The organism is Robertkochia aurantiaca, assembly GCF_020166495.1.
GTDB classification, from domain to species: Bacteria; Bacteroidota; Bacteroidia; order Flavobacteriales; family Flavobacteriaceae; genus Robertkochia; species Robertkochia aurantiaca.
This window is the reverse complement of the sequence record NZ_JAINZS010000006.1, coordinates 234803-252464: the sequence shown is the minus strand read 5'-3', so window position 1 is coordinate 252464 and position 17662 is coordinate 234803. Positions and strand designations below refer to the sequence as shown.

Sequence of the window (17662 nt, the reverse complement as noted above, 5' to 3'; positions counted from 1 at the left end):
TTCCAGTTTAGATTCTATTCTTCTGATAAAATATTACTGCATATTTCTGAAAGCATCTCCTTTACGAGTTGTATAGTTGATCTTCAGGGCATTCACCTTACGCAGTTCCTGTTTAATATCAGACACCAGTCCCATGTTGGTCTCCTCATCAACTTTCAGAGCGGTGGTGAGAACATTTTGGAGTTCTTCCCTTTTCTTTGCACGCTCAGCAAGTATGTAGGATGCAACATCAGAAACATCGGCAAATTTATCGTTAAGCTGGATTTTTGCTGCACTACCATACGTAGACTGGTAACGCTCACTTGGCTTTCCTGCATAGATATAGATCACACGGTCTTTCTTATCCAGTTTCTGAATCTGATCTGCGTACGGCAGTTCATTTTTGATCATCAGTGAACTGTCTTTCATAACGGTAACCGTCATGAAAAAGAATAACAGCATGAAAACGATATCCGGAAGTGAAGCGGTATTAACCGCTGGCAAATCTCCTTCTTTCTTTTTCTTAAATTTTGACATAATACGTTGTCTGAGTTTTAGTTACTTTTAGGCTCGGCCTCTGACAGTTTCTGCGGGTACATGGACTGAATTCTTTCAATCTTAGGCTTCAATTCATCCTTTACAGACTCTGGAGTCTTTGGATCCAAATACGTGGCATCCATTTCGGTGAACTTCTGTCCGTAAAGACGTTCAGCTTCCCTGTTTCGCAGGTCATTATAGGCTCCAACCAATTCGTTCTGAACAGCGATATAAGTACTGTATTGTGTCAAACGGTCGTTCTGCAATGAGATTACCGCTTTGTTCGGATGGTCAGAAGATCCGGGGTCACGAGCGCCCTGACAATAGTCACAACGTTCTCCGTCTTCTCCAAGACCACCACCGTTATCAAGAAATGCTTTAGCTGCCTCTCTCAATTGATCGAGAGACATCAATTCCTCTTCTACCAGTAACTGGTTATTCTTGTTAACTTCTACAGTAAAAATATTCTTCTGTTTGATTATAACGTCGGTCTCCGGAGTATCCATGGGTGGGAGTTTACGATCCAACCCCGAATCAGTTTCAATGGTAGTTGTTACCAAGAAAAAGATAAGGAGTAGGAAGGCAATATCTGCCATGGATCCGGCATTTACTTCTGGTGCTCCTCCTCTTCTTGCCATAATCTTATTATTTACTTATAATTTTTTTCGCACCTGATAACAACATTGCGAGTACAGCGACTCCAGCAAGGATATAGAAAGCGATCAGACCACCACCTACTAACTTAGAGGTAGCTTCATCAACTTCAATTCCTCTTCGCGACATGGCTTCCAGGTCGATATCTGAACCGGAAGACAGAACGAAATAACTGATCAAAAGTACAAGGGCGAATGCCGCCAGTGAAATCAAGGACTTCTTAAGCTTGTCTGGATGTGTGATCAACTGCCAAATCGACATTAGTAATGCGATCGCAGCTACTATCAGGGTCATGTAGACAGCCAGGTTTATCATTACGTCAACCATTCCCGATTCTGCTCCTTGCTGCACTATGAGAACCCATAGAACCAGCCCGGCAACACCGAGTATAATGGCTAATATTTTTGCTATTTTATACATAATCTTATAATGGTTTGATCTTCTTTAAACTATTACTTTTTGTGATCTACAAGGATATCTACCAACATGATAGATGCATCTTCCATGTCATTTACAATACTATCGATCTTAGCGATAATATAGTTGTAGAAGATCTGCAGAATAATAGCTACGATCAGACCGAATACAGTTGTCAAAAGTGCCACCTTAATATCTCCTGCAATCAGAGAGGCATCAAGACCACCTGCTGCACTAATCTTATCGAAGGCCTGGATCATACCGATTACCGTACCCATGAATCCTAGCATCGGAGCAATCGCGATGAACAGTGACAACCAAGAAACGTTTTTCTCTAATTGACCCATTTGAACTCCACCATAAGCCACTACAGCTTTTTCTGCTGCGTCAACACCTTCGTCTACACGGTCAAGACCTTGGTAGTAGATAGAGGCAACGGGGCCTTTAGTGTTTCGGCAAACTTCTTTAGCAGCTTCAACTCCACCTGATGCAAGTGCATCTTCAACCTGCTGAGCAAGCTTCTTAGAGTTGGTGGTTGCCATATTCAGGAAAATAATTCTTTCGATAGCTACTGCAAGACCAAGGATCAAACAAAGTAGTACGATTCCCATGAAACCGGCTCCACCTTCGATGAAACGCTCTTTCAACACCTGGTGAAAGCTTTTCGACTCCTCAGCGGCGGCTGCTTCTTCCTGAAGCGTTACAGCTGCATCATCATAAGCAACAATTTCTGATATCATATCAGTATCAGCAGGCGTAAAATCCTTTGCACTTGCAGTTGTTGCATTAAAAGCCAATAATCCGGCTATGGCCAGAATAGAGAATAGTTTTTTCATTTCTTCTAAACTTAAATTTGTTAGTTAATAGGGTTAAAGATAAAAAAAAATTGTTATTTATAGTTAAAACTACAGCAGAGAGGAAGGGATTCGAACCCTCGATACGGGGTTACCGTATACACACTTTCCAGGCGTGCGCCTTCGACCACTCGGCCACCTCTCTAATTCTTATAGCTTTGGAGCGGCAAATAACGAATTTTTTTTTAGTCCTAAAAATTTATACTCCTAATTTTAGTCCATCTCACCGCGCAACGGTGTTTCGAAAATGGTCCTGAAGACTTTGGCCCCGACGCCATTCCCCATGAGGTACATCAGTTTAGCAATGGCAGCTTCTGTCGTGATATTCGAACCGTTGATCACTCCGGCCTTTTTTAAATGTGTACTGGTCTCATAGGTACCCATCATCACCCTGCCTCCGCTGCACTGGGTGACGTTGACCACATGCTTGCCCTGTTTTACGGCCTGTCGCACTACCTCCCCAAACCATTCTTCGGTAGGGGCATTCCCGGCCCCGTAAGTTTCTATGATCACCGCCCTGATGCGTTCATTTAACAGAATACTTGCCATGAACTCCCGGTCAATACCGGGGAATAACTTGATCAAACCTATAGAAGGGTCGAGATCTTTGTGAAACTTTATCTTTCTTCTGGCAGGCCTGATCAGCATATCATGATTGATCTTGAGATGAACACCGCTTTCTGCCAGGGGCGGATAGTTCGGAGAGGCAAAGGCCTCAAAATGCTCGGCATTGATCTTGGTGGTGCGATTCGCACGGTATAATTTGTATTCGAAGTACAGGCATACCTCCCTGATAACAGGCTGTCTGTTCTTTTGCAGGGAAGCGATCTCTATCGAAGTGATAAGATTCTCCTTGGCATCTGTTCTCAGGTCACCTATAGGAAGTTGCGATCCCGTGAATATGACAGGCTTACCCAGGTTCTCCAGCATGAAACTTAAGGCTGAAGCGGTATAGCTCATCGTATCACTGCCGTGAAGGATCACAAAGCCATCAAATTCCTTATAATTAGACTCTATGATCTCCAGAAGCCTGACCCAGTACTGCGGGTTCATATTCGATGAATCAATCGGCTTTTCAAAAGAAACCGATTGGATATCACAATTCAGATGGGACAATTCGGGTATACGGCTTAACAGTTTATCAAAATCAAAGGCTCGCAATGCCCCGGTCTCATAATCTTTGATCATTCCGATCGTTCCCCCTGTATAGATCAAAAGTATCTTAACGCTCATTTTCAGCCGTTGTGAAGTTTATTTATAACCGGGTTCGCATACATTCTCAGAAAATTCCTGATAGCAGCCGGATCCTCCTGGTCAACTCTTCGTAGTATTCTGCGTTCGAACTGCCGCTTTTCCTTTTCATCATAACGGGCCTGGAATTCTGCGGTATCGTGCAGAAGGTCATAAGCGATATAATTCGAAGGCCAAAGCCGGTAATGCCGGTAGATCTGATGATCGATATACTCGGCAAGTTCCTGGTATTGCACGTTGCTTGCCTCCTTTTGAGGAAAGATCCGGTCGAGCTCTGAATCCAATACAGGTCCGGCCTCGATGTGTATTCGTTTCTTATTCCCGGCAGCTCCTTTCAGTATGCTGTTGAAGTCTTCATTGGAAGATTTCACATATTCCTGATCATAATGACGGGCCATCAGCTCCGGCATCTTTAATATATCGGTAGGGTCGTATTCGTATGAAATGGAGACAGGTACAATTCTCAATTCCCTGAAATAATCTGCAGCAGCCTGATCTTTATTGGCCAGACCCAGCATTTTAAGCACCCCCTGTTGCGTGCGATCATCGCCGTCTTTGGTTCTCCCCTCTCTTTGTGCTATCCAAACTGAACGCTGCTTCTCAAGCAATAACTCCCGAATATAGTCAGACACCACCATGGAACTTCGAAGTCGCTCTCTGGGGCTTTGGTCTCTTTTGATGAGAAAATTGCGATTCAGCCGCGATAAAGCCATCAGAAATGACTTGCGCACCAGGTTATCTCCTATCGCAGATGCCGTGGTGATCATTCCCTCATCGATCAATACCACATTCAGCAATGAAGTATCGAGAACGATATCGCGATGATTCGATATAAAGAGATAAGGCCGGTCTTTGTCGAGTTTATTAAAGCCTCTGTGACTGAATCCTTCAGATGACTTGTCAAGAATGACCTGTATACTGTGGTATACCACCCGGGTCTGAAAATCGTGAATCGACCGGCAGGAGTCGAGCAACTCACTGATCTCCTCTGAAGATTTTTCAGGAAAGGTAAAGTTCAACAAGGCTGAAAAAAGAGGATGAGACTCATATTGCATAAGAGCATCATGCACCTCTTCGTCGCGGTACGGACGTATATCTTCTTTTGTTATCAATTGGGCTGGCTTTGGTTGTGTCAACTTAAAATTGCTTAAATTTTGAAAACCTCACAAGCATTTTCAGTGGTAATCCTTGCGATCTCTTCTTTTTCCACCCCATAGATCTCTGCCAGCTTTTGTGCCACCAGAGTAAGGTACGCACTCTCATTTCTTTTTCCGCGATGCGGCTTGGGGGCCAGGTACGGGGCATCAGTTTCCAAAACTATATGATTCAGATCGATCTGATCGAGAAATTTATCGATCTTCCCGTTCTTAAAGGTAGCCACTCCGCCGATTCCAAGTTTTAATCCATAACCTATGGCCAGCTCTGCCTGCTCTTTATTACCTGTAAAGCAGTGAAAGATCCCGAACATTTCGTCACTCTTTTCCTCCTCCAGAACCTCGAACACCTCGTCAAATGCATCCCTGCAATGAATGATCACGGGCAACTCATGCTCCTTTGCCATTCTGATCTGCCTGGCGAAAGCGATTTTTTGCTGCCCGATAAATGTGTCATCCCAATACAGGTCAATACCGGTTTCTCCAACGCCATAAAAACGTCTTTGCCTGAGTTGCTTCTCGACCAGCTCAAGCTCTTCTTCGAAATTTTCTTTCACATGAGTCGGATGAAGTCCGGCCATCAGGTGAATGCGATCAGGAAATAATTGCTCCAACTCATACATAGAGGCAACATACGCTGAATCGATGGCAGGAATAAAAAACTTTTGCACACCTTCTTCAACAGCCCTCTCGATGACCTGCTTACGATCTTCATCAAAGGCCTCTACATATAAATGTGTATGGGTATCGATTAAATTCATGGCGCAAAAGTAAGGGTTTAACTGAGTATATTTGCACAAACCGCAACAGAACATGGCGAGCCTGAAAAATTTTCTGCTTGAAAAGGGATATACAGCCGTTCCCCTTACTCTTACGAATACCAATCACTTTGAAGTAGAGGTTATTATAAATGATATACAGGGGCGCTTCATCGTCGACACCGGGGCTTCCAGCACCTGTATCGGCAGAGATTGTATCGAACATTTCGACCTCATCGCTGAAGATTCAGACATCAGAGCAGCCGGAGCAGGGGCCACTAATATGGTTACCCAAATCGCGAAAAAGAACAGCCTTAAGATCGGCGATTGGCAGCGAAAAAAAGTAAAGTTCGTACTCTTCGACCTTACTCATGTCAATGCAGCACTTACCATGCATAACGCCCTGCCCGTTCACGGCATTCTGGGGGCCGACATCCTCTCAAGATCCCGATCGATCATCGACTATAAAGGCAAAAAGCTCTACCTTAAAAATTCCAAAAGAAAAAAATAAAGGGGAAAAACCCTCTTGTAACCACCCGGTCTTTTCATCAATTTTATTTGTCCAATACCAACCTGATGAGAAAGAAAGAAAAAGTCACCACCAACCCTGACGACTCAAAGCTGGGAGTAGTTGTGTATATACTGAGTTTTATGGCTTTCGCCATAGCCGTGTTTGCCTTTGTACAATGCATATAGCAAAAAAACGCCCGGTAAAACCGGGCGCTTATTAAGTTTGCTTTGATATGATTAAAGCTCCAGGGCTTTCTTAACATTGTTATCCATGAGCAGTTCTTCGGGATTCTCGAGAGCTTCTTTTACTGCCACTAAAAATCCAACCGACTCTTTCCCATCAATGATGCGGTGATCGTAAGACAAGGCTACATACATGATCGGCCTTATTTCCACCTTTCCGTCAACAGCAACCGGGCGCTCAACGATATTGTGCATACCTAATATACCCGACTGCGGCGGATTGATAATGGGAGTGGAAAGCATTGATCCAAATACCCCTCCGTTCGAAATGGTAAAGGTACCTCCGGTCATCTCATCAACCGTGATCTTTCCGTCTCTGGCCCTTGTTGCCAGGCGCTTGATCTCAGACTCGATACCTCTGAAACTGAGATTCTCAGCATTCCGCATTACGGGCACCATCAGGCCTTTAGGTCCTGATACTGCCACAGAAATATCACAGAAATCATAGGTGATCATTTCCTTACCGTCGATCATCGAATTCACCGCAGGGTACTCCTGCAACGCTCTCACCACTGCCTTTGTAAAGAAACTCATAAACCCGAGGCTTACCCCGTGCTTTGATTTAAAATCTTCCTTGTACTTGCTTCGGAGGGCAAAAATCGGACTCATATCCACCTCGTTGAAGGTAGTTAGCATCGCTGTCTCATTTTTAGCAGAAACGAGGCGCTCGGCCACCTTCCTTCTGAGCATCGATAATTTCTTGCGCTCGGTACCACGACTGCCACCACCCGGAGTTCCCATGGAAGGAACCGCGTTCTCAGCATCGTGTTTGGTAATACGTCCGTCTTTTCCGGAACCTTTCACCTCACTGGGATCGATATCTTTCTCAGCAAGAATCTTGCGGGCTGCAGGACTGGCAGAGCCGGTAGCGTAGGTCTTTTTATCGTCTGAAGACTCTGTTTTCTTTTCTTCCTTCTTTTCAGATGGCGCTTCCTTCTTGCTTTCCTCCTTTTTATCAGAAGACTGCTCTTCCTTTTTATCTTTTTTATCGGCCTTATCGGTCCCCTCTGGCTTTGCGGCATCGGTATCGATAAGACAAACGACCTCACCCACGGCCACCGCATCACCTTCCTCAGCCTTCAGGGTGATCACCCCGCTGGCCTCCGCAGGCAATTCAAGTGTCGCCTTATCTGAATCTACCTCTGCAATGGCCTGGTCTTTCTCAACATAATCTCCGTCTGCGACCAACCATTCTGCAATTTCTACTTCTGTGATAGATTCTCCCGGCGAAGGGACTTTCATTTCTAAAACCATTGTGTTTAATTTAGTTTGGTAATGCTATTGTTGTGTTTGATTTCCTATCAGCTCTACAAATATATTTATAATCGGCATGGTATCAACGCACCATATTGTCTTTAGATTTGTCAAATACGTACTCGATCACCTGTTCATGCCTTCTCTTCGAACGGGTAGCGCTTCCGGCCGCCGGTGCGGCATAGAACCTTCGTGAAGCCACCCTGAAAGATCGCGCCTCCTCCAGATGAAGCAATAAAAAGCTCCAGGCTCCCATATTACGGGGTTCTTCCTGTGCCCAGACCACCTCTTCAGCTTTGCTGTATTTCTTTATGATCTTACGTATCTGCTGTGTAGGAAGCGGGAACAACTGTTCGATACGAACAAGAGCGACATCATCGCGTTCCTTTTCTTCCCTGGCATCAAGCAGGTCATAATAGAACTTCCCTGTACAGAACACCAGCGACTTCACTTTGGAAGCTTTCACTTCCTGATCGTCGATCACTTCCATGAACTTTCCTTCGGTAAAATCCTTAACGGTCGAAACCACTTTAGGGTGTCTCAGCAAGCTCTTCGGAGTGAAAACGATGAGCGGCTTTCTGTAGGCGGCCTTCATTTGTCTGCGGAAGAGATGAAAAAGGTTTGCCGGCGTGGTGACATCGGCTACAAACATATTATCTTTCGCACACAGCTGCAGGTAACGCTCCATTCTTGCGGAAGAGTGCTCTGCACCCTGCCCTTCGTATCCATGCGGCAGAAGCATCACCAGTCCGTTCTGCAATTTCCATTTATCTTCTGCAGCAGAGATATACTGATCGATCATGATCTGAGCTCCGTTGCTGAAGTCTCCGAACTGTGCCTCCCAGATGGTGAGTGTATTCGGACTTGCCATGGCATACCCATAATCAAATCCTACTACTCCGTACTCAGAAAGCAGTGAATTATAGATATAGAAGTGACCGTTCTGCATCTCACCCATCTTGTTGTGAAGCACGATCTCCTCTTCAGAATCTTCTACTTTGATCACAGCGTGACGGTGAGAAAAGGTACCCCTCTCCACATCCTGTCCCGACATTCGAACATCATAACCCTCTTCGATCAGTGTAGCATAGGCCAGCAATTCTCCCATGGCCCAGTCGAGTTTATCTTTTTCAAAATATTGCTCATGCCTGTCGGCGATCAGCTTCTCTATCTTGCGCAGAAACTTCTTATCGGACGGCAGGTTGGTAATGACCTCGGCGATCTTATCCAGCTTCTCCTTCGAATAGGTCGTATCTACGGTTTTAAGCATCTCATCTTCGAGCGCCACTTTAAAGCCTTTCCACTCATCTGCCATGAAAGGAGTGATCACCGTAGTCTCCTGTTTCCTTGAATCTTCAAGATTCTCCTCCAGCACATCCTTGTAGTCTGCCTCGATCTGATTCACGAAAGACTCTTCAACAACTCCTTCGCTCAGCAACTTCTCGGCATAAATATCTCTTGGGTTCTGGTGTTTGGCTATCGCCTTGTACAGTTTAGGCTGTGTAAAGCGAGGCTCATCTCCTTCATTGTGACCGTATTTACGGTATCCCAACAGATCGATAAACACATCCCGTCCATAACGCATACGATATTCGAGAGCAAAAGTAGCAGCATGCACCACAGCCTCCACATCATCTGCATTCACATGCAATACCGGCGACAAGGTTACCTTACCCACATCTGTACAGTAGGTCGACGTTCTTCCGTCAAGGTAATTGGTGGTAAAACCGATCTGGTTGTTAACCACTATATGAATGGTACCTCCGGTTTTATATGCTTCCAGCCCGGCCATTTGCACCACTTCATAGGCGATGCCCTGTCCTGCGATGGCAGCATCACCGTGTACAACTATCGGCAATACTTTTGAAAAATCTTCGGGGTGATTTCTATCTTGTTTGGCCCGGGTGATACCTTCTACCACGGCACCTACGGTTTCCAGGTGAGAAGGGTTGGGCGCAATATTCATACTTATCTTATTCCCGTTATCGGTAACGCGGTCACTGGTCCAGCCCAGGTGGTATTTCACATCACCATCGAAAATAGGCTGCTCATAGTCTTTCCCCTCGAACTCACTGAATATATCACGGGCTGATTTCCCGAAGATATTGGTAAGCACGTTCAAACGACCACGGTGGGCCATTCCCATGACAAACTGCTTTACTCCTTTGGCAGCAGCCTGCTCGACCATCGCGTCAAGGGCAGGAATCAGGGATTCGTTCCCCTCTAAGGAGAATCGTTTTTGCCCGACATATTTCCGGTGAAGAAAAGCTTCGAAGGAAACGGCTTCGGTAAGTTTTCTCAGAATGTGTTTTTTCTGTTCTTCAGAGAATCTGGGGTGGTTATCGTTGACATTGAGCCAATCCTGTATCCACTGTATGCGTTCAGGATCTCTGATATACATGTACTCCACTCCGATGGCATCGCAATAGATCGCCTGCAGGTGAGAAATGATATCTCTGAGACTGGCAGCCCCAATACCCAGTATCTCCCCGGCTTTGAACACTTTATCAAGGTCGTTATCTTCCAGCCCGAAGTTCTCTTTGTCAAGAGTGGGCGAATATTGTCTTCGTTCCCTGACGGGATTGGTCTTGGTAAAGAGATGACCTCTGCTGCGGTATCCGTCAATAAGACGCACCACCTGGAATTCTTTAAGAACATCCTGGGAAATCTCTACGGTCTTGCCCAATTCAGGCAGCTCCACGCTTACGGTTCCGTTCTCGTGGTTTTCAGTATACCCGTTTGATGAAGCACTCTCCATCCCGAAATCAAATCCTTGAAAAAACGCCCTCCAACTCGGTTCAACACTATCAGGGCTAATTAAATACTGGTCGTATAACTCCGCAAAAAAAGCGGTGTGTGCCGCATTTAAAAAGGAATATTTATCCATGTTTCTTGTTAGCTACCCCACAACAGGGCAAAATTTATACAAAAGTACAATTTTTAAGAAAAACGCCGTGAGCTTTTATTATATTTATAAGAAGATATTGACAGCTATGCAAAAAGAAAGTTCTTTTCTCATAATCGTTTCCCTCACCCTTCTATTAACCTGCCTTCCATTTTCAAAAACCAGCGCTCAACAGGCTGACGCTCATCCTATATGGAGCAATGTGAGCTGGGGAGGTAATATTGGCCTGGGATTCGGGAATGACTTCTTTAGCGCCACCCTGGCCCCGAGTGGCATATATAATGTAAACCCTAAGCTTGCAGTCGGACTGGGTTTGAATTTCACCTATGCCAGTGAGCGGGATTTTTATAACTCGACCGTTATAGGTGGTTCCCTGATCGGCTTGTACTCTCCCATAAGAGAAATACAGCTCTCTGCCGAACTTGAAGAACTTCATGTCAACCGCCGCTTCGATGACCGGCTGATCATTGAAGATGAACAATACTGGTACCCTGCACTATTCCTGGGAGCAGGTTATAACACCGGCCCTGTAACCATTGGAGCGCGCTATGATGTACTTTATGACGAAGCCCGGAGTATTTACGGCAGTGCCCTGATGCCTTTTGTCAGAGTCTATTTTTAAACCACACCTTCTGCCACTCTCTTTTTAAAATCAGAAATGCCACCTGCTCAGATAACCTGACCACATCTGATCCGTCAAGCGACCTTATCTGAGCCTCTGAAACATCAATGATATACAAGAGATTCAAATAATCCCCGAATTTTTCACTGATAAGCCGGTAGACCAGTTCATGCAAGTCTCTTTGAAGCTTTTCGGGTGAGGTATTTTCAGAAAACTGCTCCGACAGGTTTGCAAATTGCAGATCCTTATTGAGCTGTTCCAGCAATTTTGCATAGAGATCCTCTTTTTGAGCCTGTTGTGTCAGACCGCTGAAATCGTTTGGAGGGTGAAAACGGGTCATTTCTTTATTCTTGACTGGTTCTGGCTCACAAAAGATGCCCAGCCGGTATAGTTCTTATCGCTGCTGGGCTTCCCACTGTTATAAAAATGACATACCGCTACAGCAAGACCGTCTGTAGCGTCAAGGTTCTTGGGAAGTTTTTTAAGACCCACCAGGTTCTGAAGCATCTTGGCCACCTGTTCTTTACTGGCATTTCCGTTACCCGTGATGGCCATTTTGATCTTTCTCGGAGAATATTCTGTGATAGGGACCTCCCTGGAGAGCCCTGCCGCCATGGCCACTCCCTGCGCCCGGCCAAGTTTCAGCATCGACTGTACGTTTTTACCAAAAAACGGAGCTTCGATAGCCAGTTCATCAGGATTATATTGATCGATCAACGCCACGGTATGCTCAAAGATCTTTTTGAGCTTCAGGTAATGATCGGTGTATTTTTTCAGGATCAATTCATCGAGCTGCAGCAGTTCGAGCTTTTGCCCGGTACATTTCAGCAATCCGAATCCCATGATGGTGGTTCCGGGATCGACCCCTAGTATGATCTTTTCTTTTTTCAAAAACAAGGATTTTTGAGCACTACTGCCCGTGACAAATGTATCAAATTAAAAGGCTTTCATCAGAATGATAAGACATCAATCGACCTTTAACACGATGGGAAGCACCACCTTGGTACTCACCGGAATATCGCGTTTCAAAGCCGGATACACCTGCGGAAGCGTCTGCAGGGATCGTTCAACCATATCTTCGAATTCGGGAATCTCCTTTTTGACATTCTCATTAATATCAGAATCGAGGTAAATGATACTGCCGTATTTATCGATCAGCAGCTCAACCTTAACCGTATCGTTCAGATTGCCCCTGACTTCAATACGATGCTGTTGAAGGGTCGAGAAAAAATGAGAAGTAAAGGCCATTTGGAAGCACTGTCGCTGAGCTGCCTTATCGGCCGTTTCGTCACAGTCTTCGAACAAGGGATACCTGTCTACCTCATTCCAGTTCATACTCTCGAGCTCCTTCTGAACCAGCTCTTTCTTTGCCGTTTCAGTGGAACCGAAGAACTGGCAGGAGACCAGTGTAAGCAGCAACAGTAAAGCCCCGAATCGTTGCATGTCATAGATTTACGCGGGGAAAATACGACTTTTTGGCCAAGGGCACAAAGAGAATCTTACTCCAGTGCGGCCACACGCTCCTTCACTCTTCTAACATATCTTCTCCCGTAATTCTTCTGAGAGAAAAGCTCCAGAAACTTCTCATAACAGGACTTCTTTATGTCCTGATCCCGGTAGAGTTGATCGGTGAGCTCACAGATATTGTACATGATCAACATATTATCAGAATCATCTTCAAAAGCCTGCTGGTAGTATTCATAGGCTTCTGATAACCGGTTTTGTTCTCTTTTCAATCCTGCCAGCGCCACGTATTCCCGGCTAAGGTCGGTTTGCTTTAATTCAATCGCCTTGCGAAAGCATACATCTGCCGAATCCTGCTCCCTGCGTTCGTGCCGGTATAAGTTACCAATAGCATACCAGATCTCAGGCTGGTCATTGTAAACAGGAAGAAATTTTTTATACAATTCAAAGGCTTCTTCCTTCTGCCAGTTTTCAGTGTAGGCATGCCCCAGAGAAGCGACTATATAGAACTCGTTATAATTAGAAGCAATTAACCGCTCAAAGTAAGGTATGGACTGACGATATTGATGATCATTATACCAGGCAAGAGCTTTGATATTGAGCAGCTCTGCATGTTCGGGCGCGATCGCCAGCCCTCTCTCTGCAAAGAAATGTGCCGAATCCAACTGCCTTCTCTTCAGGTAATACTCACCCAATTCTATGATTGATTTTACATGACTGCTATCCAACTGATAAGCACGAAAGAAAGACTTTCCGGCCATGCTGTCTCTTCGCATTTTTTTAAGAGCCAGTCCGTGCTGATACCAGGGTCCGGGATTAAGGGTATCTGAAAGCAAAAGGGAGTCATATACCGCAACCGATCTTTCATAAGCCCTTGTTTTGTAAAGCAGGGATGCAAGAGCATGCTTAAACTCCAGATTAGCCGGAAATCTTCCGACCAGGTATTCGTACTGATCGGTCGCTTTGCCGTAGTTGCCGAGGGCGCGATATGCCCTGGCAATTCGTTCCTGTGAATACAGATCATTATTAGCGGCATAAGCATTGATAGCTGCGCTGAAATTACCTGATTCAAACAAACTATCCGCCTTAGAACCGGGAACTTCCATTTGAGAATACAGGGAAAATGTACAAATCACGAACCCTACCCCCAGTGCCTTTTGCAAAATACTGTTGAGATTTTTAGAATTCCACATATTGATTCTATTACTTGATTGGATTTTCAGACATCAGCTTTTAAGTTTAAAAATAATAGGGTAGGCAAAGGTTACGGGTACCGGGTTTCCATCTTCATCACCACCGGGGTGAAGTTCCGGCAAGGCTTCGATAATTCTGCGACCTTCCTGTGCGAGCAATTCGTGCTCTGCGCGTGTTTCCATTACGGTTATACTGCCATCTGTATTGATTCGGAAGTTAACATATACCTTTCCCTGCATACCTTTTTCCAGGGCTTCAGCGGGATAACGGAATGTCGCTATTACATGTTCATCGAGTTTGCTCCGGAAGCAAGCGAAGGCTTCCTGTCCGTCTTCACAGGGTGACTTAAATGCAGGTTTAACGGGTATCTTGCTAAAAGCGACATCTTTAGCAGGACCGGGACCTTTAGATTCGGCGGAAGTTTCCAGGTGTTCACCTGCATTGACAGAAGAATTTTCAATTTCTGGCTTTTCACCCTCGCAGGAAGTATACATGAGCATTCCCAGCACAAGGGGTGCAATAAACAAGTACTTGAATTTTCTGAGCGGATTGGATCTTGATCGATGTAACATAATTATTCGTTTTTTGATTAATGAATGATTAAAAAATGAGTTGATGAATGAAATCTCACGGGTATGAAAAACCTCCTGCAACAGGTGCTCGTAGGTATCTTTCTTGTGCTTGCCCGACATTTTTTCGTCGGCTATGAATTCATGTAATTCGGTCATGCGGGCCTGGAACACATACACCAGGGGATTGAACCAGAAAAGGATGCGCAATATTTCAAAATAAATGAGATCCCAAGAATGCCCTTCTCTTATATGCACCAGTTCGTGATCAAGGATATGGCGATGACTACGCTCCAGTATTCTTTGCCCCAGAAAAACCTGCCTGAAGAATGAAAATGCAATTTCGCTGTCAGCAACTTCGATCTGCAGGTATTCTTTGAAATATCTTTTCACTCCTTTCTGTCGCAATCTGAAGATCAGAAAGAGCTTGTAAAAGAAGAATCCCAATGCAATAATCCCTCCAGACAGCAGGAGCCATTCCCAAGGCGTCAAGGAAAGGCCATCGGCCTGAGGCACGGTTGCTGTAACCACCTGGGCCGGCTCCGGAAAAATTACCGGAACAGCCTTTACCAGGGGCTCAGGAGCGGTGGTTCTCAGGACATCCATCTTAATAAATGGCAGAAATACTGAGATCAAGGGGGTAAGCAGCAGATACACCCGGTTCCAGTTAAAAAAAGTTTCCTTTTTCAACCACAAATCGTACACCAGCAGAAAAAGCAGCTGGCAGCTCAACATGATGATTAGATACCGTATCATGATTTATTATTTTTTTCAATGTCTTTCATTATATCTTCCATCTCTTTCAGGCTTAGATCGTTCTTCCGCACAAAGAATGAGACCATACTTTTAAAAGACCCCTGAAAGTATTTATCTACAAAAGAGTTGATCGATTGGCTGCTGTATTCTTCCCGTTGTACCATTGGATAATACAAATAACCTTTCCCTTTCTGCTCATGATCGACGAATCCTTTGCTTTCCAGTATCCGGATGATCGTAGAGATGGTATTGTATGCCGGTTTGGGTTCGGGCAGTTCCTTGATAACAGCCTTTACATTGGCCTTTTTTAACTTCCAGAGGATTTGCATTACCTCTTCTTCTGCCTTGGTCAGTTGTTTCATTTTATAGTTTTGAATAATGATCGATTCTAATTTTCCATTGCTCATTGCTTTTCACCCATAGCAGAGTGAACTTCACCCTGGAAACCACTTCGGTTCCTGAATAGTCCAAATAGGTAAGACGGGAGATTCCTCTTTGAACTGCAGTGGTGACATCAGGAATGATCTCGGTATTTTCAAGCTCCCAGGCGATGCCGCGGTCTTCCATGGCCATCCAGTACGCATCGATAGCCTCTCTCCCATGCAACTCTATCCCTTCTGAAACAAGTACGGCATCATCTGAATAATATTCAGCCACGGCCTTATAATCCTTTCTGTTAAAAGCCGATTCCATTTCGTGATTCACTTGCAGAATCTCTGCCTCCATCCCTGACATCTCTTCCTTTTCTGCTGAGGAAAGTTCCCCGGTGTAAATTTTCGGTCCTTCCAGGTAATGAATCAAGTTTAGTATGAACTGAGCGTTTTGAGGGGCAAATTCAGAATTAAAACCTGCTTTGATTCCCTGCCCGGTCACCTGAGCCGTGAACATGGCAGCCTCACCAAAGACAGCAACTTTTCCTTTCCCATGCTGCACAATACCGCCCTGGTAATACCCATCCAAAGAGAGGTTCGGAGTTTTCGAATTGAAGGCCCAGGCCGTGTCGGGCAGAAGCGATCGGTGTTCTTTCTTAAAGGCAAGAATGGGTTCGGCCCCATCCGGCAACGTAAAGGCAGAGCCTGTAAAGGTGGCTATCTCATCTATGCTTTCGTACTCCTGAAGCCCTTCGGTCACAGGATGAGCCAAAAGTCCCGCTTCAGAGCGGCTAAAAACAGAAGGGGGCCAAAAGGCATTAGATGTCATGGCAAAACCATTCAGAAACGCTATTCCGAAAGCTGAAGCAAGCTCCCCGGCGGCTCCTGCAAAAGGCATATGATCGGCGATCAGCAATAGTTTGCCTCCATCAGCGACCCAATCTCTGGCTGCTTGAATCTCCTCTTTGCTAAAAGCTGATGGATTGGGTAAAACCCAGTTTCCTTTATTGGACGGATGCAATGCATTGGCGATCACAAGTATATCTGCCCCAGATAGTGATCCGGCAGTTAAAGCACCTTTATGGGGCGCTACACGGTAACCGTCTTCCCGAAGCAACTTTGCGAAAGGAGCGAAATTTCCGCCCGCCGCATGAAGGTTCTCATGCCCTTCATCTATCAACACCAGCGGACCTTCGCCGGCAGGGTAAGCAGCCTGTCTTGGCTGGTAGGTAAAGGTCGTATCAGGCCGTTGTTGCGCATACATGGTCGTGCCGTATAGCAATACGACCACAATCCACAATCGGCTCCATATTTTACTGCTGCAACCCATGAATATAATGTTTCAGATCATAAATATAACTAAAACTTTAGTTTAAACTAATCTTTTAGTTTTTAAAATATTGCTAAAGGTGGTTTTTATGAGAACTTTACCACAATAAGATTAGCTATATTCGTAGAAAACCTGCCAATTATGGACATACTTTTACTTGTTCTTGGATTTATTCTGATCATCACGGGTATACTGGGGAGTTTTCTCCCTGTACTGCCTGGTCCGCCTCTCAGTTGGTTCGGCCTCTTACTTCTGTACCTTACCAAGGCAGTGCCCTTCAATTGGGTCACACTGGGGATTACCTTGTTCCTGGCGGTGCTGGTAGTGGTACTTGATTACATCATTCCGGCTGCCGGCACCAAAAGATATGGCGGCAGCAGAAATGGCGTCATAGGAACCACCATCGGCCTGATCATATCCCTGGTCTTCCCCATTTTTGGGATCTTCGGTATCATCATCTGGCCTTTTATCGGAGCCCTGGTGGGCGAGTACACCAATAAGGCCGACAATAAAACCGCCATGCGTGCCGCCTTCGGTTCCTTTATGGGGTTTCTTACCGGCACCCTGCTAAAGTTCATAGTGGCTATGGCATTTCTGGGGATCTTTATCTACCGCGTCTGGGAGTATCGGGAGGCATTATTTACATGGTGATTAGGGGTTAATGGTTAGTGGTTATGCGGCTAAGGGCTAAGGGCTAAGGGTTAAGGGTTAAGGGTTAAGGGTTAAAGGTTAAGGATTAAGGATTAAGGATTAAGGATTAAGGATTAAGGATTAAGGATTAAGGAAATGAACATATTTTTGTGCGATTCTCAATCCATCATTTTGCAGTTATAATATATG

General features: G+C 45.1%; 19 protein-coding genes and 1 tRNA gene. 3 read left to right on the top strand and 17 right to left on the bottom strand.

The window, feature by feature from the left end:
- Positions 1–33 precede the first annotated feature (33 nt).
- From K7R10_RS12365 to K7R10_RS12330, 8 genes are all read right to left on the bottom strand, one after another.
- A complete protein-coding gene (locus K7R10_RS12365) occupies positions 34–516 on the bottom strand; it encodes an ExbD/TolR family protein (RefSeq protein ID WP_224485031.1) in 483 nt (160 codons plus the stop codon).
- A gap of 17 nt (positions 517–533) precedes the next feature.
- Positions 534–1154, bottom strand: coding sequence for an ExbD/TolR family protein (locus K7R10_RS12360; protein WP_224485030.1), 621 nt, complete (start codon positions 1152–1154; stop codon positions 534–536).
- Between the two features lie 7 nt (positions 1155–1161).
- Positions 1162–1590: a hypothetical protein gene (locus K7R10_RS12355; protein WP_224485029.1), complete on the bottom strand. Its 429-nt coding sequence runs from the start codon at positions 1588–1590 to the stop codon at positions 1162–1164.
- Between the two features lie 32 nt (positions 1591–1622).
- Positions 1623–2423, bottom strand: coding sequence for a MotA/TolQ/ExbB proton channel family protein (locus K7R10_RS12350; protein ID WP_224485028.1), 801 nt, complete (start codon positions 2421–2423; stop codon positions 1623–1625).
- 75 nt (positions 2424–2498) lie between these two features.
- Positions 2499–2586, bottom strand: a tRNA-Ser gene (locus K7R10_RS12345).
- A gap of 68 nt (positions 2587–2654) precedes the next feature.
- Positions 2655–3674: an asparaginase gene (locus tag K7R10_RS12340; RefSeq protein WP_224485027.1), complete on the bottom strand. Its 1020-nt coding sequence runs from the start codon at positions 3672–3674 to the stop codon at positions 2655–2657.
- A 2-nt stretch (positions 3675–3676) separates the two neighbouring features.
- Positions 3677–4804 (bottom strand): 1-acyl-sn-glycerol-3-phosphate acyltransferase, encoded by a 1128-nt coding sequence (locus K7R10_RS12335; protein WP_255610511.1) that lies wholly within the window; start codon positions 4802–4804, stop codon positions 3677–3679.
- Between the two features lie 35 nt (positions 4805–4839).
- Complete coding sequence (locus tag K7R10_RS12330; protein ID WP_224485026.1) at positions 4840–5607, bottom strand: TatD family hydrolase; 768 nt, start codon at positions 5605–5607, stop codon at positions 4840–4842.
- Positions 5608–5659: 52 nt separating this feature from the next.
- Here K7R10_RS12330 and K7R10_RS12325 point away from each other — a divergent pair, with 52 nt between their 5' ends.
- Positions 5660–6115, top strand: coding sequence for a retropepsin-like aspartic protease family protein (locus K7R10_RS12325; protein WP_224485025.1), 456 nt, complete (start codon positions 5660–5662; stop codon positions 6113–6115).
- Positions 6116–6351: 236 nt separating this feature from the next.
- On the opposite strand, the gene odhB is transcribed toward K7R10_RS12325, so the two are convergent.
- Positions 6352–7611, bottom strand: coding sequence for a 2-oxoglutarate dehydrogenase complex dihydrolipoyllysine-residue succinyltransferase (gene odhB, locus K7R10_RS12320; protein ID WP_224485024.1), 1260 nt, complete (start codon positions 7609–7611; stop codon positions 6352–6354).
- Positions 7612–7693: 82 nt separating this feature from the next.
- Positions 7694–10498, bottom strand: a complete 2805-nt coding sequence (locus K7R10_RS12315; RefSeq protein WP_224485023.1) for a 2-oxoglutarate dehydrogenase E1 component — start codon at positions 10496–10498, stop codon at positions 7694–7696.
- A gap of 106 nt (positions 10499–10604) precedes the next feature.
- Here K7R10_RS12315 and K7R10_RS12310 point away from each other — a divergent pair, with 106 nt between their 5' ends.
- Complete coding sequence (locus K7R10_RS12310) at positions 10605–11138, top strand: outer membrane protein transport protein (protein ID WP_224485022.1); 534 nt, start codon at positions 10605–10607, stop codon at positions 11136–11138.
- Here K7R10_RS12310 and K7R10_RS12305 read toward each other — a convergent pair.
- From K7R10_RS12305 to K7R10_RS12275, 7 genes are all read right to left on the bottom strand, one after another.
- A complete protein-coding gene (locus tag K7R10_RS12305) occupies positions 11122–11478 on the bottom strand; it encodes a hypothetical protein (protein ID WP_224485021.1) in 357 nt (118 codons plus the stop codon). The two genes, K7R10_RS12310 and K7R10_RS12305, sit on opposite strands and share 17 nt — an antisense overlap.
- Positions 11475–12029: a crossover junction endodeoxyribonuclease RuvC gene (gene ruvC, locus K7R10_RS12300; protein ID WP_224485020.1), complete on the bottom strand. Its 555-nt coding sequence runs from the start codon at positions 12027–12029 to the stop codon at positions 11475–11477. The genes K7R10_RS12305 and ruvC overlap by 4 nt, the downstream gene beginning before the upstream one ends.
- Before the next feature lie 75 nt (positions 12030–12104).
- The gene (locus K7R10_RS12295) at positions 12105–12581 is read right to left on the bottom strand and encodes a hypothetical protein (protein ID WP_224485019.1); all 477 of its coding nucleotides are present in this window, start codon (positions 12579–12581) and stop codon (positions 12105–12107) included.
- A gap of 56 nt (positions 12582–12637) precedes the next feature.
- Entirely contained in the window at positions 12638–13795 is a 1158-nt protein-coding gene (locus K7R10_RS12290) for a tetratricopeptide repeat protein (protein ID WP_224485018.1), read from the bottom strand.
- Positions 13796–13828: 33 nt separating this feature from the next.
- The gene (locus K7R10_RS12285; RefSeq protein ID WP_224485017.1) at positions 13829–15121 is read right to left on the bottom strand and encodes a M56 family metallopeptidase; all 1293 of its coding nucleotides are present in this window, start codon (positions 15119–15121) and stop codon (positions 13829–13831) included.
- Positions 15118–15483, bottom strand: a complete 366-nt coding sequence (locus K7R10_RS12280; protein WP_224485016.1) for a BlaI/MecI/CopY family transcriptional regulator — start codon at positions 15481–15483, stop codon at positions 15118–15120. The genes K7R10_RS12285 and K7R10_RS12280 overlap by 4 nt, the downstream gene beginning before the upstream one ends.
- A gap of 1 nt (position 15484) precedes the next feature.
- Positions 15485–16822, bottom strand: a complete 1338-nt coding sequence (locus tag K7R10_RS12275) for an SgcJ/EcaC family oxidoreductase (protein WP_224485015.1) — start codon at positions 16820–16822, stop codon at positions 15485–15487.
- Positions 16823–16963: 141 nt separating this feature from the next.
- Here K7R10_RS12275 and K7R10_RS12270 point away from each other — a divergent pair, with 141 nt between their 5' ends.
- The gene (locus K7R10_RS12270; protein ID WP_224485014.1) at positions 16964–17473 is read left to right on the top strand and encodes a DUF456 domain-containing protein; all 510 of its coding nucleotides are present in this window, start codon (positions 16964–16966) and stop codon (positions 17471–17473) included.
- Positions 17474–17662 lie beyond the last annotated feature (189 nt).

Bases quoted from the DNA above. Each gene is read 5' to 3' on its own strand.
- K7R10_RS12280 (WP_224485016.1), bottom strand. From the start codon at position 15,483: ATGAAACAACTGACCAAGGCAGAAGAAGAGGTAATGCAAATCCTCTGG.
- K7R10_RS12355 (WP_224485029.1), bottom strand. From the start codon at position 1,590: ATGTATAAAATAGCAAAAATATTAGCCATTATACTCGGTGTTGCCGGG.
- K7R10_RS12310 (WP_224485022.1), top strand. From the start codon at position 10,605: ATGCAAAAAGAAAGTTCTTTTCTCATAATCGTTTCCCTCACCCTTCTA.
- K7R10_RS12365 (WP_224485031.1), bottom strand. From the start codon at position 516: ATGTCAAAATTTAAGAAAAAGAAAGAAGGAGATTTGCCAGCGGTTAAT.
- K7R10_RS12305 (WP_224485021.1), bottom strand. From the start codon at position 11,478: ATGACCCGTTTTCACCCTCCAAACGATTTCAGCGGTCTGACACAACAG.
- odhB (WP_224485024.1), bottom strand. From the start codon at position 7,611: ATGGTTTTAGAAATGAAAGTCCCTTCGCCGGGAGAATCTATCACAGAA.
- K7R10_RS12325 (WP_224485025.1), top strand. From the start codon at position 5,660: ATGGCGAGCCTGAAAAATTTTCTGCTTGAAAAGGGATATACAGCCGTT.
- K7R10_RS12360 (WP_224485030.1), bottom strand. From the start codon at position 1,154: ATGGCAAGAAGAGGAGGAGCACCAGAAGTAAATGCCGGATCCATGGCA.
- K7R10_RS12290 (WP_224485018.1), bottom strand. From the start codon at position 13,795: ATGTGGAATTCTAAAAATCTCAACAGTATTTTGCAAAAGGCACTGGGG.
- K7R10_RS12340 (WP_224485027.1), bottom strand. From the start codon at position 3,674: ATGAGCGTTAAGATACTTTTGATCTATACAGGGGGAACGATCGGAATG.
- K7R10_RS12330 (WP_224485026.1), bottom strand. From the start codon at position 5,607: ATGAATTTAATCGATACCCATACACATTTATATGTAGAGGCCTTTGAT.
- K7R10_RS12350 (WP_224485028.1), bottom strand. From the start codon at position 2,423: ATGAAAAAACTATTCTCTATTCTGGCCATAGCCGGATTATTGGCTTTT.
- K7R10_RS12275 (WP_224485015.1), bottom strand. From the start codon at position 16,822: ATGGGTTGCAGCAGTAAAATATGGAGCCGATTGTGGATTGTGGTCGTA.
- K7R10_RS12295 (WP_224485019.1), bottom strand. From the start codon at position 12,581: ATGCAACGATTCGGGGCTTTACTGTTGCTGCTTACACTGGTCTCCTGC.
- K7R10_RS12315 (WP_224485023.1), bottom strand. From the start codon at position 10,498: ATGGATAAATATTCCTTTTTAAATGCGGCACACACCGCTTTTTTTGCG.
- K7R10_RS12285 (WP_224485017.1), bottom strand. From the start codon at position 15,121: ATGATACGGTATCTAATCATCATGTTGAGCTGCCAGCTGCTTTTTCTG.
- K7R10_RS12270 (WP_224485014.1), top strand. From the start codon at position 16,964: ATGGACATACTTTTACTTGTTCTTGGATTTATTCTGATCATCACGGGT.